At 71.0% G+C, this 13874-nt stretch carries 16 protein-coding genes; 9 read left to right on the top strand and 7 right to left on the bottom strand.

The features are described from left to right. Window positions 1-110 precede the first annotated feature (110 nt). A complete protein-coding gene (locus ABZX02_RS24190) occupies window positions 111-767 on the top strand; it encodes a hypothetical protein (RefSeq protein ID WP_355300825.1) in 657 nt (218 codons plus the stop codon). Here ABZX02_RS24190 and ABZX02_RS24195 read toward each other — a convergent pair. The 3 genes from ABZX02_RS24195 to ABZX02_RS24205 form a co-directional block, all read right to left on the bottom strand. Then, a complete protein-coding gene (locus ABZX02_RS24195; protein WP_355300827.1) occupies window positions 764-2053 on the bottom strand; it encodes a dicarboxylate/amino acid:cation symporter in 1290 nt (429 codons plus the stop codon). The genes ABZX02_RS24190 and ABZX02_RS24195 overlap by 4 nt on opposite strands. A 185-nt stretch (window positions 2054-2238) precedes the next feature. Further along, window positions 2239-2838 carry a nucleoside triphosphate pyrophosphatase gene (locus tag ABZX02_RS24200; RefSeq protein ID WP_355300829.1) on the bottom strand — a complete coding sequence of 200 codons (600 nt, stop codon included), beginning with the start codon at window positions 2836-2838 and terminating at the stop codon, window positions 2239-2241. Next, window positions 2798-4207, bottom strand: a complete 1410-nt coding sequence (locus tag ABZX02_RS24205) for a DHA2 family efflux MFS transporter permease subunit (RefSeq protein ID WP_355300831.1) — start codon at window positions 4205-4207, stop codon at window positions 2798-2800. Before ABZX02_RS24205 ends, ABZX02_RS24200 begins: the two co-directional genes overlap by 41 nt. A gap of 77 nt (window positions 4208-4284) precedes the next feature. Here ABZX02_RS24205 and ABZX02_RS24210 point away from each other — a divergent pair, with 77 nt between their 5' ends. Continuing rightward, window positions 4285-4671 (top strand): hypothetical protein, encoded by a 387-nt coding sequence (locus ABZX02_RS24210; protein WP_355300833.1) that lies wholly within the window; start codon window positions 4285-4287, stop codon window positions 4669-4671. Here ABZX02_RS24210 and ABZX02_RS24215 read toward each other — a convergent pair. Next, window positions 4668-4892: an acyl-CoA carboxylase subunit epsilon gene (locus tag ABZX02_RS24215; protein WP_355300835.1), complete on the bottom strand. Its 225-nt coding sequence runs from the start codon at window positions 4890-4892 to the stop codon at window positions 4668-4670. The genes ABZX02_RS24210 and ABZX02_RS24215 overlap by 4 nt on opposite strands. Continuing rightward, a complete protein-coding gene (locus ABZX02_RS24220) occupies window positions 4889-6526 on the bottom strand; it encodes an acyl-CoA carboxylase subunit beta (protein WP_355300837.1) in 1638 nt (545 codons plus the stop codon). Before ABZX02_RS24220 ends, ABZX02_RS24215 begins: the two co-directional genes overlap by 4 nt. 117 nt (window positions 6527-6643) lie before the next feature. On the opposite strand from ABZX02_RS24220, the gene ABZX02_RS24225 reads away from it, so the two are divergent. The 3 genes from ABZX02_RS24225 to ABZX02_RS24235 are packed head-to-tail and all read left to right on the top strand — an operon-like array spanning window position 6644 to window position 8899. Beyond that, window positions 6644-7444 carry a biotin--[acetyl-CoA-carboxylase] ligase gene (locus ABZX02_RS24225; RefSeq protein ID WP_355300838.1) on the top strand — a complete coding sequence of 267 codons (801 nt, stop codon included), beginning with the start codon at window positions 6644-6646 and terminating at the stop codon, window positions 7442-7444. A gap of 13 nt (window positions 7445-7457) precedes the next feature. Continuing rightward, window positions 7458-7970 carry a PH domain-containing protein gene (locus ABZX02_RS24230; RefSeq protein ID WP_355300840.1) on the top strand — a complete coding sequence of 171 codons (513 nt, stop codon included), beginning with the start codon at window positions 7458-7460 and terminating at the stop codon, window positions 7968-7970. Further along, on the top strand, window positions 7970-8899 hold the full coding sequence (locus ABZX02_RS24235; protein WP_355300842.1) for a hydroxymethylglutaryl-CoA lyase: 930 nt from the start codon (window positions 7970-7972) through the stop codon (window positions 8897-8899). The genes ABZX02_RS24230 and ABZX02_RS24235 overlap by 1 nt, the downstream gene beginning before the upstream one ends. Here the strand turns inward: ABZX02_RS24235 and ABZX02_RS24240 are convergent, their stop codons facing one another. Beyond that, window positions 8900-9340: a MaoC family dehydratase gene (locus ABZX02_RS24240; RefSeq protein WP_355300844.1), complete on the bottom strand. Its 441-nt coding sequence runs from the start codon at window positions 9338-9340 to the stop codon at window positions 8900-8902. A gap of 97 nt (window positions 9341-9437) precedes the next feature. Here ABZX02_RS24240 and ABZX02_RS24245 point away from each other — a divergent pair, with 97 nt between their 5' ends. The 4 genes from ABZX02_RS24245 to ABZX02_RS24260 are packed head-to-tail and all read left to right on the top strand — an operon-like array spanning window position 9438 to window position 13099. Continuing rightward, window positions 9438-9923, top strand: a complete 486-nt coding sequence (locus ABZX02_RS24245) for a YbaB/EbfC family nucleoid-associated protein (protein ID WP_355300846.1) — start codon at window positions 9438-9440, stop codon at window positions 9921-9923. After that, window positions 9920-10234 (top strand): hypothetical protein, encoded by a 315-nt coding sequence (locus ABZX02_RS24250; protein ID WP_355300848.1) that lies wholly within the window; start codon window positions 9920-9922, stop codon window positions 10232-10234. The genes ABZX02_RS24245 and ABZX02_RS24250 overlap by 4 nt, the downstream gene beginning before the upstream one ends. A 1-nt stretch (window position 10235) precedes the next feature. After that, window positions 10236-12842, top strand: coding sequence for a TNT domain-containing protein (locus ABZX02_RS24255; RefSeq protein WP_355300850.1), 2607 nt, complete (start codon window positions 10236-10238; stop codon window positions 12840-12842). Further along, window positions 12839-13099 (top strand): hypothetical protein, encoded by a 261-nt coding sequence (locus tag ABZX02_RS24260; protein WP_355300852.1) that lies wholly within the window; start codon window positions 12839-12841, stop codon window positions 13097-13099. The genes ABZX02_RS24255 and ABZX02_RS24260 overlap by 4 nt, the downstream gene beginning before the upstream one ends. Here the strand turns inward: ABZX02_RS24260 and hisN are convergent. Then, on the bottom strand, window positions 13080-13859 hold the full coding sequence (gene hisN, locus ABZX02_RS24265; RefSeq protein WP_355300854.1) for a histidinol-phosphatase: 780 nt from the start codon (window positions 13857-13859) through the stop codon (window positions 13080-13082). The two genes, ABZX02_RS24260 and hisN, sit on opposite strands and share 20 nt — an antisense overlap. Window positions 13860-13874 lie beyond the last annotated feature (15 nt).

The following is a 13874-nucleotide window of genomic DNA, read 5'->3' on the forward strand; positions in this document are numbered from 1 at the left end:
GTTAATTACGGCTCTGGCTGGTGCCGCAGTCTACGGAAATCGAAGAACTCCGAGAGGGAGAGACGGCTCACTTCACATCCATCGTGAGCCCATCGAGCACAATCTGCGACGTGGGTGGAACCAGGTCCGTGCAGGTGATCGCCGTCGTCGCCGCCGTGGTCTTCGTCGCGGGGCTGGTGTTCGCGTATTTCCAGAGACCCGGCAACATCGATTCAGGTGATTCCGGGACCGACGCCGGAATGCGCTGCGGCACCACCGTCTGCCAGGTCGTCATCGGCAAGTCGGTCGGTCAGGACCTCGTCGAGCTGCTGTCCGGGACCGGGGGCGGGCGCATCCGGGTGACCGGTCCGTCCGGTCCGTTCGTCTTCGAGATGACCATCGCCGAGTCCGGTGCGACCGTGACCGACAAGTCGCTGGAGTGCCGGGAGGCGGCGGTCAGCGTGTGCCTGGTGCGCGGCGAGGGCGGCGGCAAGGTGCTCGGCGAGGTTCTGTTCCGCAAGGACGGCACGTGGTCGCGCGCGCAGGCGGCCTACCTGTCGAGCGCCGGGTACCTCGGGCTGCACGACGTCAACGAGGACGGCACCGCGGACGTCGTCTCGGCCCAGCGCGCGTGCGACGGCCAGTGCAACGACGCGTTCGTCCAGGTGTTCTCGGCGCTGGGCGCGAACGTCGGCTGCACGACGCCGGCACCGGCGCGGGAGCAGCTGCCAGGCTGGCCCACACCGGTGCCGAAGTTGTCGCAGTTGCGTCGCTGTGCCGATTCCTAGGCCTTGACGAGTTCCTTGTCGTCGGCGTCCGCGGGCGCGTCCTCGATCAGGTTCTCGCTGCGCGCCACCAGCACCGGCACGGTGATCTGGCCGGCCACGTTGGTCGCGGTGCGCATCATGTCGAGGATCGGGTCGATCGCGTAGACCACGGCCACACCGGTCGCGATCACCTGCGGCGGCAGGCCGACGACGCTCAGGGTCAGCGTGAGCATCGTGTACCAGCCGGTGGTGCCGGCCGTGGCGAGCGCGCCGAAGACGGCGACCAGCACGATCGCGACGTACTGCCACACCGAGAGCTGGATGCCGAACAGGTTCGCGATGAAGATCGTCGCGACGGCCGGGTAGACCGCGGCGCAGCCGTCCATCTTGGTCGTGGTGCCGAGCGGCACGGCGAAGTTCGCGTACTCGTTCGGCACGCCCAGGTCCGCGGCGGCCTTGCGGGACAACGGGAGCGTGGCGCCCGACGACCGCGAGACGAACGCGAACTGCAGCGCCGTGGCGGCCTTGCGGAAGAACTCGACCGGCGAGGTCTTGCCGACGAACTTCAGCAGCACCGGGTAGACGACGAACAGCACCAGCGCCGAACCGAGGTAGACGGCGAGGATCAACGAGAACAGCGGCTTCACGAACGAGTTGCCGTAGGACGCCACGGCGTTGCCGATGAGGCCGAAGATGCCGATCGGGGCCAGCAGGATGATCCAGCCGACGACCTTCTGCACGATGTCGAAGAACGAGCGGACGAGGTTCGTGAACGGCGCGGCCTTGTCCCCGAGCGCGTAGGCGGCGAAGCCGACCAGCACCGCGATGAACACGACCTGCAGCACCTCGCCCTCGGTGAAGGCGCTGAAGATGTTGGTGGGCACCAGGTTGTCGAGCAGCGCCTGCCACGAGCCGGACGCGCGCTTGGCGAGCTTGTCGATCGCACCGGCGGCCGGTTCGATCTGCAGACCCGCGCCGGGCTTGAGGATCGACGCGACCGCGATGCCGATCAGCACCGCGATGAACGAGGTGATGGCGAACCACAGGAACGTCTTGCCGCCCAGGCGTGCGGCGGTGCGGCCGCCGCCGAGGTTCCGCAGCGACGCGATGCCGACGACGATCGCCGTGAACACCAGCGGGATGACGGTGAGCTGCAGCAGGGCGGTGAAGGTGGAGCCGATCTTGGCGAGGACGGGCGCGAGCCACGTGCCCTTGCCGAGCCAGCCGGCGAGCGCGCCCAGAACGAGCGCGCCTAGAACGGTGAATCCGAAGACCTTGGGCTTGCGGTATGTCTGGACGAACGACATCGGAGCATCTCCTGGGCAGGGATGTGCTGAGTGAGGGGTGGCGGAGGCGTTAGCTCCGACAACCCGCGCTCGTCCTGCGTGCCAGGTCGATGTGCCTGCGACGCGTCAAGTACTCGTTCACCGCTAGCCCCCAACGCCGGCGTTGGGGTCGAGTCTTCCCCGATCGGGTGAACTGTGACCAGCGTCTACCAGAGTGTGGACACGGAAACACCCAGCTGGCCGAGGAGCCTCCGGGTGAGGGGCAGGCTGATGCCGATGACCGACGTGTGGTCGCCCTCGATGCCGTCGATGAACCAGCCGCCGAGCCCGTCGATCGTGAAGCCGCCGGCGACGTGCAACGGCTCACCCGTCGCGATGTAGGCCTCCAACTCCTCCTCCGACGGCGTGCCGAACCGCACGGTCGTCGACTCGGCCGCGGAGGCCCGGTCGACCACGACGCCACCGGAGACCTTCAGCACGGTGTGGCCGGTGATCAGCACCCCGCTCTTGCCGGCCACCCGCTGCCAGCGTTCGCGCGCCACCTCGGGCGTCCCGGGCTTGCCCACCAGTTCGCCCTCGAAGAGCAGCATCGAGTCGCAGCCGACGACCACGCACTCGTCGTCGTGCTCGATCGCCTCGGCCTTGGCCGCCGACAGCGCGACGACGGTCTCCTCCGGCGTCGGGTTGTCGAGCGACGCGACCAGCGCGTCCTCGTCGACGCCGGAGACCCGGACGACGGGCTCGACGCCCGCGGACCGCAGGACGCTAAGACGGGCGGGTGACTGGGAGGCCAGGATCAGACGCACGGGCCGAGTCTGTCACGGGCGGCGCGGCGACCCGGCGGAAGGCGAGCGCCGCCGCGATCCCGCCCGCGAGCACCACGAGCAGCAGGTAGAACGCCGCCCGCACGGCCGAGGTGAAGTCGCCCGTGGCCGCCAGCACGACCTGCAGCACCGCCGCCGTGGCCGCGCTGCCCAGCACGTTCCCGAACTGCCGCGACGTGTTGTAGATGCCCGACCCGGCACCGAGCAGCGACCGGTCGAGCGTGCGCGTGGAGATGTTCGTCAGCGGCGAGAACACGAGACCCATGCCGATGCCGAGCGCGATCATCGACGGCAGCAGCACCCACTGCGACCCGTCGCCCAGCAGGAACGTCATCGCCACGATCCCGGCCGCCATCAGCGCGAACCCGGTGATCGGCAGGTACTTGGCGTCCGCCCGGTTCGACAGCCGTCCCGCGAAGATCGCGACGACCCCGGACATCAGCGACGCCGGTGCCGTGACCAGGCCCGTCATCAGCGGCGACAGCTTCGGCACGGTCTGCAGGAACAGCGCGAGCGGCACGAACACGCCCGTCACGGTGATGCCGATGGCGATGTTCGCGAGGTTGCCGAGCGAGAAGTTGCGGTTGCGGAAGATCCGCAACGGCATCAGCGGCTCGGGGTTGCGCGCGGACGCCTGCCAGAACACGAACAGCGCGAGGAACACGACCCCCGCCGCGATGATCTCGGCGATCGTGAGCGGACCGGCCACCCGGCCCCACCCGTAGTGCTCGCCGTTCTGGATCCCGAACACCAGCAGCCCGAGCCCGACGCAGCACAGCACGACCCCGAGCACGTCGAACTTCGGCGCCCGGTTCGGCCGCAGGTCGGGAACCCAGACGAACAGCAGCGCGAGCGCGACCACGCCGATCGGCAGGTTGACGAAGAAGATCCACTCCCAGCCCAGGTGCGTGACCAGCACCCCGCCGAGCAACGGCCCGGACACCGTGGCCAGGCCCGCCACCGACCCCCACATGCCCAGCGCCGCACCCCGCTTGGCCGGCGGGAACAGGTGCGTGATGAACGCCATCGTCTGCGGCGTCATGGCCGCGGCACCCAGCCCCTGGAACACCCGCGCCGCGATCAGCGCCTCCGCGCTCGTGGACAGACCGCAGGCCAGCGAGGCCCCGAGGAACAGCACCAGCCCGATCCCGTAGAGCCGCTTCGGCCCGTACCGGTCACCCAGCCGCCCGGTCAGCAGCAACGGCACCGCGAACGCGAGCAGGTAGGCGCTCACGACCCAGATGACGTCGTTCAGGGACGCGCCCAGGTCGGTGATCATCGACGGCAGCGCGACGTTGACGATGGTCGTGTCCAGCAGCGTCATGAAGAAGCCGACGCACAGCGCGTACACGGTCCGCCAGTTCGCACGGTCCGATTGAGTAGTACTGCTGATGCGCGATCACCTCTTCGGTCGGCACTCTCGGCAGAGTGAAGCGCTGGGTGCTTGTCCTCACCGAACGCGGTTCCGATCGCGAAGGCAAGCGCAGACGGATCGCGGCACTGCTCGTCGTTCTCGGCGGCCTGATCGGATCATTCGGCGTTGGAAGCGTGCTCGCGAGTGACCCGATCGGCTACGGAGTTCCCATCTGGCCGTTCGCCGACACCGCCGATCGCGCGGAGAACGCACTGCTCTCGCAGGTCGTGCCCGCGGTGCGCGACAACCTGCCGCTCGACCACGCGGGAGTGCAGGTGCTGCGGCGGACGACGGCGTACGGCAGCGCGTTCTGGACGCTGAAGCTGCAGGTCGACGGCGAGACCCGCTGTCGCGAGGTCGCCGTCGGCCTGAACGTGAGCAGCCGAAGGGTCGACTGCTAGCCGGGGAACCCGGAGGCCTTCCAGGCCCCCGGCCCGTGCTGGAGCGGACGGCGCACCCGCCGAGCGTGGTTCGCCCACTCCGAACGCCGCTGGGGCTCCTCCTCGACCGGCGCACCGCCCGAGGCCAGCCCCGCGACGACCGCGGTCAACGCGGCCAACTGGTAGTCGTCCGGGTCGCCCTTGACGACCCGGAGCAGCGGCTTCTCCTCCGGCGCGGTCACAGCGGGATGTTCCCGTGCTTCTTGGGCGGCAGCGTCTCCCGCTTGTCCCTGAGCATCGCCAACGCGCGCGCGACGTACCCACGCGTGTAGGACGGCGGGATCACCGAGTCGACGTACCCGCGCTCAGCCGCGACGTACGGGTTGCACAGCGTGTCCTCGTACTCCTGCTGCAGCTGCGCGCGCAGGGCGTCGACGTCCTCACCGTTCTGGGAGGCCGCCGCGAGCGTCTTGCGGTGCACGATGTTCGCCGCGCCCGACGCGCCCATGACCGCGATCTGCGCCGTGGGCCACGCGAGGTTGATGTCCGCACCCAGGTGCTTCGAGCCCATGACGTCGTACGCGCCGCCGTACGCCTTGCGTGTGATGACGGTGACCAGCGGCACGGTGGCCTCGGCGTAGGCGTAGATCAGCTTGGCGCCGCGCCGGATGATGCCGTTCCACTCCTGGTCGGTGCCGGGGAGGAAGCCGGGCACGTCCACGAACGTCAGCACCGGGATGTTGAACGCGTCGCAGGTGCGCACGAACCGTGCGGCCTTCTCGGAGGCGTTGATGTCGAGGCAGCCCGCGAACTGCGTGGGCTGGTTCGCGACGACGCCGACGCTGTGGCCGTCCACGCGGCCGAATCCGACGAGGATGTTCGGCGCGAACAGCGGCTGGACCTCCAGGAAGTCGCCGTCGTCGAGCACGCGGTTGATGACCTCGTGCATGTCGTACGGCTGGTTCGCGGAGTCCGGGATGAGCGTGTCGAGCTCTTTGTCCTCGTCCGTGATGGAGTCCGAGATCGACCCCTCCGCCAGCGTGCCCTCGAACGTGGGCGAGTCGGAGAGGTTGTTCGACGGCAGGTACGACAGCAGTTCCTTGACGTACGCGATCGCGTCTTCCTCGTCGTTGCCGAGGTAGTGCGCGTTGCCCGACTTGGTGTTGTGGGTGCGGCCGCCGCCGAGCTCCTCGAACGTCACGTCCTCGCCGGTGACCGTCTTGATGACGTCCGGGCCGGTGATGAACATGTGCGAGGTCTGGTCGACCATCACCACGAAGTCGGTCAGCGCGGGGGAGTAGACGTGCCCGCCCGCGTTCGAGCCCATGATCAGCGAGATCTGCGGGATCACGCCGGAGGCCTTGACGTTGCGGGAGAAGATCTCGCCGTAGAGGCCGAGCGAGACGACGCCCTCCTGGATGCGCGCGCCGCCGCCCTCGTTGATGCCGATGATCGGCCGGCCCGTCTTGATGGCCAGGTCCATCACCTTGACGATCTTCTCGCCGTAGACCTCGCCGAGCGACCCGCCGAACACCGTGACGTCCTGGGAGAACACGCACACCGGACGGCCGTCGACGGTGCCGTAGCCCGTCACCACGCCGTCGCCGTACGGGCGGTTCTTCTCCTGGCCGAAGTTGGTGGAGCGGTGCCGCGCCAGCTCGTCCAGCTCGACGAACGAGCCGGGGTCGAGCAGGAGGTCGATGCGCTCGCGGGCTGTCTTCTTGCCCTTCGCGTGCTGCTTTTCGACCGCGCGCTCCGAGCCGGCGTGAACCGCCTCGTCGTTGCGCCGGTAGAGGTCAACGAGCTTGCCCGCGGTGGTGTGGACGTCCGGGACTTCTGCGGGGACGTTCCCGATCGGCTCGGTCGCACTGCTCATGAGCTGGCAGCCTAACGAGACCATTGCTGAACTGCTCCGTGCAGTTGTCCAGGTCACGGCGATCTGTTGGTCGTCTCCGATCGCACGTACTCTCTTCCGCTGCAATAGCCTGGCGCGATGACCACCGCACTCGACGCCGAAGAGCTGCGCTCACGGCTCGTCGCACCCAACGGCCCGTACGCCGCCCTCGACGTCGTGGAGAGCACGGCGTCCACCAACGCGGACCTGGCGTCCTCGAACGCCGCCGACCGCACGGTGCTGATCGCGCTGGAGCAGACTGCGGGCCAGGGCAGGCGCGGCCGCAGCTGGTCCTCGCCGCAGGGCGGCCTCTACGTCAGCGTGCTGTTCCGGCCGGACGTGGCCCCCGCGAAGCTGCCGTGGCTGAACCTGATCGCCGGGCTGGCCCTCGTGAGGGTCGCCCAATCGGCTGGTGTCGAGGCGACGCTGAAGTGGCCGAACGACCTGCTGCTCGGGTCGGAGCCGGGCAAGGGCGCCGGCATCCTGTCCGAGATCACCGCCGACGGCGCGGTCGTCGTGGGCATGGGCCTGAACGTGGCGAAGCTGCCGTCCGACGTCGAGCCCGCGCCCGGTGGCCTCGCGCCGACGTCGTTGGAGGACCAGGGCGCCGCCGAACTGGACCGCGGCGAGCTCGCGTTCCGGCTGCTGGTCGAGCTGGCCGGGCTGGAGGGCGTGTGGCGCAAGAACGGCGGCGACGCCGTGGAGTCCGGCGTGCTGGAGGAGTACGAGGAGCACTCCTCGACGCTCGGGCAGCGCGTCCGGGTCGAACTCTCCGGTGGCGTCGTGCTGGAGGGAACCGCCCAGCGGATCGAGTCCGACGGCACGCTGGTGGTGCGCGGCGAGGACGGCCAGGACAACGGCGTGTCCGCTGGTGACGTGGTGCATCTGCGCCCCGCGTAGCTAGGGTTGATCCATGGCCTACCCCGACGACCTGCTGAGCTCCGGCGAGCACGTCGTGATCCACAAGCGCCCCCACTGGAAGGTGTTGGTCTTCCCGGTGTTCTGGCTGCTGGTGGTGGTCGCGCTCGGCACCTACCTCGCCGGGCTCGTCGGGGACCAGTCGTGGGCCTCGATCGCGTGGATCGTGCTGGCGGCCATCGCGGTGGTGCTGGTCCTGTGGCTGACCGTCGCGCCGCTCGCGAGGTGGCGCACCACGCACTTCACCATCACGACGGAGCGCGTGATGTACCGCGAGGGCGTGTTCAAGCGCACAGGCCTCGACCTACCTTTGTCGCGTGTCAACAGCGTGATGTTCGAGCACTCTTTGCTGGACAGGGTGCTGGGGTGCGGCACCCTGACCATCGAGTCCGTGTCGGACGAACGGCTCGTTGTCGACGACGTGCCGTCCGTGGAGAAGGTGCGCATGATGTTGTACCGCGAGGTCAACGACAACCCTTCTGACGACTTCCACCCGCAGGGCGCCTGATGGGCGCGCGTGAGGTCGGTCTGCCGGACGTCGTCGGGTCCGGCTCGTTGCCCTCGCGGGTGACGATCTGGGAGGTCGGCGCGCGCGACGGCCTGCAGAACGAGTCGGCCGTCGTGCCGGTCGCGGTGAAGCTCGAGTTCCTGGACCGCCTGGCCGACGCCGGGCTGTGCGTCCTGGAGGCCACGTCGTTCGTGCACCCCAAGTGGGTGCCGCAGCTCGCGGACGCGGCCGAGTTGCTGGAGGGCCTGACCCAGCGCCCCGGCGTGACCTACCCCGTGCTCGTGCCGAACGAGCGTGGTCTCGACCGCGCCCTGGAGGCCGGGGTGAAGAACATCGCGATCTTCGCCTCCGCCACCGAGACGTTCGCCTCGCGCAACCTGAACCGCACGCTCGACTCGCAGTTCGAGATGTTCGAACCGACCGTGTCCCGTGCGCTGGCGGCAGGTCTGGACGTGCGCGGGTACGTGTCGATGTGCTTCGGCGACCCGTGGGAGGGTCCCGTCGCGCGCTCCCAGGTCGTCGCCGTCGGCGAGCGGCTGCTGGAGATAGGCTGCTCGCAGCTCTCGCTCGGCGACACGATCGGTGTCGCGACGCCCGGACAGGTCGAGTCGCTGCTCGAGGGCTTCCGCGACGTGTCCAAGCTGGCCGTGCACTTCCACGACACCTACGGCCAGGCGCTGTCGAACACGCTGGCCGCGTTGCGGTGCGGCGTCACGACCGTGGACTCGTCGGCCGGTGGGCTCGGCGGGTGCCCGTACGCCGAGTCGGCGACCGGCAACCTCGCCACCGAGGACCTGGTGTGGATGCTCGACGGTCTGGGCATCGAGACCGGCGTGGACCTCGACAAGCTCGTCGAGACCTCGGTGTGGATGGCCGAGCAGCTGGGCCGGCCCAGCCCGTCGCGCGTCGTGCGGGCGCTGGCGAAGTAGCTACTCGCCCCTCGCGGTGAACATCCCGGTGGCGACGAACCGGTAGACGAGCTCGTCGCCCCGCTTCGCCCTGCCCTCGAACTCCACCAGCCCGAGCTCCGGCCGCTTCTTCGACAGCCGCGCGGACAGCACCTCGGCCTCGAACGCGAGCGTGTCGCCGGGGTACACGGGCGCGAGCCAGGACAGCTCGCGCCCGCCCGGCGACCCCTGCGACGTCGAGTCGGCCAGGACCTCGTCCACCCAGCGGCGCATCCAGAGCGACGCCGTGTACCAGCCGGAGGCGGACAAACCGCCGAAAATCGAGTTCCGGCCGGCCTCCTCGTCGAGGTGGAACGGCTGCGGGTCGAACCTCCGCGCGAAGTTCAGCATGTCCTCCCGGTCGACGGTGAGCTCGCCGAGCGGAATGATGCGGCCTGCGGGCAGATCCTCGAAGGCGATCATCTCGTTGATCCTACGTAACTGAATCCGCTGGGAACCGATCTACGGTCGACGGCGTCCTAGAGCCCGAGCCCAGGGCTATGCGTGTGAGGGGGACTCGGTGGACGACCACCGTGCGCAGGTCGAGGAGCTGCTGGCCGACTACCGGCGCAGCCGCGAGCAGCTTGCTTCGGTTCAGCGCGAGCTGGCCTCGGTGACCGGGCGCGCCTCCAGTCCGGACGGGATGGTCGAGGCGACCGTCGGACCGGGCGGGAAGCTCGTCGGGCTCGAACTCTCGGAGCTGGCCTACCGCAGGCACCGGCCGGAGCAGCTGGCCGACGTGATCCTGCGGACCGTGGCCGCCGCGGCCGCGACCGCCGCCGAGGGCACCTACCAGGCGTTGAGCGCGGTGCTGCCGACCGCAACCGATCCCGCCGCGCTGGTCGCCGGGACCGCCGACCTGATGCCCTCCGAGTACGCGGCCGACGACACCGAGACCGTGGACCTGGGACATCAGCCCGTGCGTCGGCACCTGGACGACGACGAGGACAACGAGCAACGGGAGAGCTGGCTCGACTCCGAGCTCATCGACAGGAGGATCCGATGACCGGGTACTCGGCCGACCTCGAGCGGCTGGACGCCGGGGCGCGCGAGCTCAAGGGGGTCGCCGGGCAGGCGACCGAGATCGCGGGGGCGCTCGACCGGGCGCTGGCCTCGTTCGGCGCCTGCTGGGGCGACGACGCGGTGGGGCGCAGCTTCGCCGCCTCGCACGAGAAGCCCTCCGGTGACGCCACCGGAGCCGTCGCGGGGCTCGCGACGACGTTGGGGGACGTGAGCGACAAGCTCGCCTCGACCGCGGCCACGTACCGCCACGTCGAGGAGAGCAACGCCGCCGGGATGAGAAGGTTGGACGGCTGACATGGGCATCGAGCTCCCCGCCGAACTCGCCGCCGTCGCGGCCAAGGCCGGCGTCACGTGGCCCAAGGCCGACGAGGACGCCATGCGTTCCAGCGCCACCGCGTGGCGCGAGGCCGGCGACAAGATCAAGAGCCTCGGCACGACCTCCGACGGTGTCGCGAACCGCGCCCTGGAGGGCATGTCCGGCGGCACCGGTGACGCCGCGCGCGGCCGGTGGTCCAAGGTCGTGGGCCCGGACGGCGACTTCCACCGCGCGTCCAAGGGCTGCCACGCCGCCGCCGACCGGCTCGACCACGCCGCGCAGCAGGTCGGTGCCGCGAAGGTCGAGATCGTCCGCGAGCTGACCGCGCTCGCCAGGAACAACGACGCCGCCACGGCCTCCGCGAACGCCGGCAACCCCACCGCGCTGCTCGGCCTCGACACGCTGACCAAGGGCGCCGCGGCCAACGTCGCGAACCTGCAGAACACGCTGACCTCCGCGATCCGCCTCGACAGCGGCGTCGACATGAGCCAGGCGACGAACCCCGTCAACACCGCGCCGGGCTCGCACGGCCCCGGCGGTGGTGGCGGTGGCCTGCTGTCGCCCGTCACGGACGTCGTGAGCGGCGTCGTGGCCCCGGTTGCCCAGGCGGCCGCCCCCGTCGTCGCACCCGTGGCCGCCGTGGTCGCCCCGGTGACCGAGGCGGTGGCCCCGGTCGTGGGTGCCGTGACCGCTCCGGTCGCCCCCGTCGTCGGTGCCGTGACGGCTCCCGTCGCCGCCGTGGTCGCCCCGGTGACCGAGGCCGTGGCCCCGGTCGTCGACGCCGCCGCTCCCGTGACCGCTCCGGTCGCCGCCGCGGTGCAGCCCGTGGTCGACGCGGTGCCCGGTGCCAAGGAGGCCATCGGTCCCGTGCTCGGCGACGGTCCCGGACAGGGCCACGGACAGGGCCACGGCGACGGACACGGTCGCGGTGGCGACGGTCCCGGTCGCGGTGACGGACCCGGCCGGGGCGAGGGCAACGGCCCGCTGCCCGGCCTCGTGTCCCACGCGGGCCAGGCCGTCGGCCACGTCGTCGCGCCCGTGGCCGACGCGATCCCGAGCGTCGCGGGCACCCTCGGCCCCATCGCCGACGGCACGACCCAGGCGTCCGGTGCCGCTGTCCTCGACCAGCCGCTGATCCGCGGTGACGCGCACGCCGCGGCCCCGTCCGCTGCTCCGGCGGCACCCGCCGCGGCCCCCGCAGGCCAGGCGATGGGCTCTCCGGCGGGTGGCGCTCCGGCCGCCGGACCGGTGGGCGGTCCGATCGGTGGCGCTGTCGGCGGTGCCGTCGGTGGCGCCGCGGGCGGTGTGCCGGCGGCGGCCTCGCAGGTCGGTGCCGTGACCCAGCAGGCGCCCGGCCAGGCAGGTCAGGCCGGTCAGGCGGCACAGCAGGGCCAGCAGGCCCAGCAGGCCGCCAAGTCCGCGGACGCGAAGGCGTCGGACGCGAAGGCCGCGGAGGCGAAGGCCGGCGAGGTCAGGTCCGGCGACGCCAAGGCGGGACCGCAGGCCGTCGCGGGCAAGTCCGGCGTCCCCGGCACGGGTGGCGCGCTGCCCGCCGCCGGTCAGCTCCCCGGCACCCAGGCCACGACCCAGCTCGGCCAGTCCGGCGGCCAGGCGGGACCCGCGCAGGGTGCGGCCCAGGGCGGTGCGCAGACCTCCGCGCAGGCACAGGCTTCGGCGGCCACCAAGGACACCAAGGACCTGTCGAAGGACGGGCACCCCGGCTGGGAGTTCGGCGACGCCGACACCGAGGCGAACGCCGGCCCGCAGAAGCTCGGCGACACCATCGCGAGCCCGAACGCCCCCGGCGCCGATCTCGACCTGGGCGCACGCCCCGAGATCGCCACCGCGGCACCACTCGCGACGGTCGACACCGGCGGCCAGCCGGCGTCGCACGCCCTCAGCGACCGCCTCGCGGCCGCCACCCCCGTCGTGAGCGAGGTCCTCGGCCACACCTACACGGCCGCCGCGGCCGGCAGCTGGTTCATGGCCGTCTTCCTGAGCGCGGGCAGGGCCCCGCGCCTCGCCCCGAAGCCGGCCCGCCAGCTCCCGCCGCCGCAGCCGCAGGCGGACGAGCAGCCGGTGCCGCGGTTCGCCCCCGGCGACCACCCGCAGCCGCTCGACACCTCGTCCACCCGGCCGTCCGCGCCGAGCGGCGGCCTGGGCAAGGACCACCCGGTCGTGCAGGAGCTGCTGAAGGACCACGACCCGCTCGCGGGCATGCACGAACGCGACTGGGAGAGCCTGTTCCAGCACGAGGACGGCACCCCGCGCTGGCCGGTCGAGCGCGAGGGCGGCTACGAGGACAGCCAGGCGGAGATCCTCGCGGCGGGCGCCGAGATCGACAGGTTCGGCACCCCGGAGGGCCGTGTCCTGAGCATGGTCGGCACGCCGTTCGCCCAGCGCTCGCTGCCCCCGCAGGCCGCGGACGAGGGCTACCGGCGCTACCGGGTCGAGAAGGACCTGCCGGTGCACCGCACGATCAGCGCGCCCTGGTTCGGCCAGCCCGGCGGTGGCAGCCGGTACCGCACCACCCACCCCGTCGCGGACCTCGTCGCGCTCGGCTACCTCACGGAGATCACGGCATGAACGTCGAACAGCTGCCCGAGTGGCTGACCAGGATCGGCGTGCCGGACGACGTCGTCGCGCTCGGCGAGGAGACCGACCAGCGCTGGTGCCTCCTCGCCGACGACGACGGCAAGGGCTACGAGGTGTTCTGGCAGGAGCAGGGCAACCGCTACGACTGGGCCCGGTTCGACGACGAGAGCGTGGCGTGCCACTACCTCTTCGGCCGTCTCGCCTGGGCCCAGGTCGCGCGCGGAAGTCTCACCGTGCCAACAGCTTGAGGGCTTCCTCGTGCAGGTGGCCGTTCGACGTCAGCACGCTGCCGCCGTCGTAGCGCTCCTCACCGTCCAGTGAGGTGAAACGGCCACCCGCCTCGGTCACCAGCACCTGGAACGGGGCGATGTCCCACGGGTTCGCCACGCACTCCGGTGCGAGGTCGATCGCGCCTTCGGCGACCAGGCAGTGCTGGTAGAAGTCGCCGAACGCGCGGCTCTCCCACGTCGCGTCCACCAACCGCAGATAAGCCTCGCGAGAGTGGTACTCGACCCACGACTTGATGTCCGTCGTGGACACGTACGCGTCTTCGAGAGAGCGCACACCGGAAACGGAGATGGCGCGCTCTCCGGAGGCGTCGGACGCGAACGCGCCCCCGCCCGCCGCGGCCCACCAGCGGCGGCCCAGCGCGGGCGACGACACGACGCCCACGACCGGTACGCCGTCCACGACCAGGGCGATCAGCGTCGCCCAGATCGGCACGCCGCGCAGGAAGTTCTTCGTGCCGTCGATCGGGTCGAGCACCCAGACGCGTTGCGCGTCCAGCGTGCCGCCGCGTTCCTCGCCCATGATGACGTCGTCCGGGCGTTCGGCGGAGAGCACCGAGCGGATCGCGTCCTCCACCGCGACGTCGGCATCGGTGACGGGCGTGCGGTCCGGCTTGCGCTCCACGGCGAGGTCGTGGGCGCGGAACCGGGTCGCGGTGATGGCGTCGGCGGCGTCGGCGAGGCGGAGGGCGAGTTCGAGATCAGCATCGTGGCGTGACACGCGGCGATCGTTCCA

Origin of the sequence: Lentzea sp. NPDC003310, from assembly GCF_040610935.1 — a bacterium.
Lineage (GTDB): Bacteria > Actinomycetota > Actinomycetes > Mycobacteriales > Pseudonocardiaceae > Lentzea.

Bases quoted from the DNA above. Each gene is read 5' to 3' on its own strand.
- ABZX02_RS24195 (WP_355300827.1), bottom strand. From the start codon at position 2,053: ATGTCGTTCGTCCAGACATACCGCAAGCCCAAGGTCTTCGGATTCACC.
- ABZX02_RS24220 (WP_355300837.1), bottom strand. From the start codon at position 6,526: ATGAGCAGTGCGACCGAGCCGATCGGGAACGTCCCCGCAGAAGTCCCG.
- ABZX02_RS24225 (WP_355300838.1), top strand. From the start codon at position 6,644: ATGACCACCGCACTCGACGCCGAAGAGCTGCGCTCACGGCTCGTCGCA.
- ABZX02_RS24230 (WP_355300840.1), top strand. From the start codon at position 7,458: ATGGCCTACCCCGACGACCTGCTGAGCTCCGGCGAGCACGTCGTGATC.
- ABZX02_RS24235 (WP_355300842.1), top strand. From the start codon at position 7,970: ATGGGCGCGCGTGAGGTCGGTCTGCCGGACGTCGTCGGGTCCGGCTCG.
- ABZX02_RS24240 (WP_355300844.1), bottom strand. From the start codon at position 9,340: ATGATCGCCTTCGAGGATCTGCCCGCAGGCCGCATCATTCCGCTCGGC.
- ABZX02_RS24250 (WP_355300848.1), top strand. From the start codon at position 9,920: ATGACCGGGTACTCGGCCGACCTCGAGCGGCTGGACGCCGGGGCGCGC.
- ABZX02_RS24255 (WP_355300850.1), top strand. From the start codon at position 10,236: ATGGGCATCGAGCTCCCCGCCGAACTCGCCGCCGTCGCGGCCAAGGCC.
- ABZX02_RS24260 (WP_355300852.1), top strand. From the start codon at position 12,839: ATGAACGTCGAACAGCTGCCCGAGTGGCTGACCAGGATCGGCGTGCCG.